Here is a 1,196-nt window from a genome sequence, read left to right as displayed (position 1 = left end):
CCCACCGGCCTTGCGTCTCGCCTCCCTCACCTCACCTCACCTCACCGCCCCGCCACCTCCCGTCCCCCCAGCCGTCGCAGCATCTCCAGGACGCGGTCGCGGGAGTCGTCCGCGGTGTCGATGGCCTCTATGCACTGCCAGTAGTCCGCCTCCCCGTCCACCGCGCAGGCCACCCCGACCAGGGCGATGCCGACCTCGCCGAGGAGCGCGCCCAGGGCGATCAGGGACGCGCGGGGGTCGGCGACGGAGGTGAGGCGGGTGGCCCGTATGCCGTCGGGGCCGAGGGACGTGCCGAGCGTGCCGCGGCCGCTCGCCTCGCTCAAGTCGAGGGCCTCGTGGCGGAGTTCGGGTGGGCCGCTCACCGCGAGATGTGCCGCCATCGTCCTGGCCAGCGCCTGGGCCTGCCAGGCCTCGGCCAGGACGTCCGGCGGCGCCTCACTGCGCGCCAGCGCACCTCTGGTGGCTGCGATCAGCCGTACCGCATCCATGTCATGTCCCCCGTGCCGTACGTCCGGCCGGCCGCGCTCCGGCCGCGCGTCCGCGACGCCCTATCTGTTCACTACCCAGCGTGAGGGCTTCCGGGCCCGAGGGCCAGAGGATTTCGGGAAACTGTGGACAGAAGCGCGATTGTGGATAACCTCGTCACTCCGCAGAGTGACTGTCCGATGTCGATGAGCGGTCGGTTCCCGAGGTCGATGAACGACCGTTCCCCGAGGTCGATGAACGACCGTTCCCCGAGGCCGATGAACGACCGTTCCCCGGTGTCGACTTGATCCGGCCCGGCACCGCGGGCCCCTTCGCCCCCACCGGATACCGCCGCTCATTGCGGTCGATCTTGTCCGCCAGCGCCTTGAGGGCGTCCACCCCGAGCACCTCGCAGAATTGCAGCAGATACGCCAGCACATCGGCGACCTCGTCCCGCACCCGATGCGCGAAGTCCGGGTCGTCCATGACGTGCGCGGACTGCTCGGGCGTCAACCACTGGAAGATCTCGACGAGTTCGGCCGCTTCGACGCTGAGCGCCGAGGTCAGGTTCTTCGGCGTGTGGTACGGGCCCCAGTCCCGCGCGGCCGCGAACGCCGCCAGCCTGCGCTGCAGCTCCCGTACGTCAAGGTCGCTCTTACTGCTCGTGCCGTTCTGTTCCTTCTCTGTCACGCCCCAGGTCTACCACCGTCGCCCCGTCCACCGGATCCGCC

Annotated in this window: 1 protein-coding gene and 1 pseudogene; both read right to left on the bottom strand. The window is 70.2% G+C overall.

What is annotated here, in order from left to right:
- Positions 1–41: 41 nt before the first annotated feature.
- Positions 42–488 carry a DUF6099 family protein gene (locus G6045_RS40580; RefSeq protein ID WP_165337260.1) on the bottom strand — a complete coding sequence of 149 codons (447 nt, stop codon included), beginning with the start codon at positions 486–488 and terminating at the stop codon, positions 42–44.
- A 319-nt stretch (positions 489–807) separates the two neighbouring features.
- Positions 808–1,155, bottom strand: a pseudogene (locus G6045_RS41885) (nucleotide pyrophosphohydrolase); the annotation flags it as partial.
- Positions 1,156–1,196: the final 41 nt, after the last annotated feature.

Source organism: Streptomyces mesophilus, assembly GCF_011044995.1.
Taxonomy (GTDB): Bacteria; Actinomycetota; Actinomycetes; order Streptomycetales; family Streptomycetaceae; genus Streptomyces; species Streptomyces mesophilus.
The sequence above is the reverse complement of the archived record's forward strand: the minus strand, read 5'-3'. Positions and strand labels throughout refer to the sequence as shown.

What these genes read in the sequence shown, in the direction of transcription:
- G6045_RS40580 (WP_165337260.1), bottom strand. Translation starts at nt 488, where the DNA reads ATGGATGCGGTACGGCTGATCGCAGCCACCAGAGGTGCGCTGGCGCGC.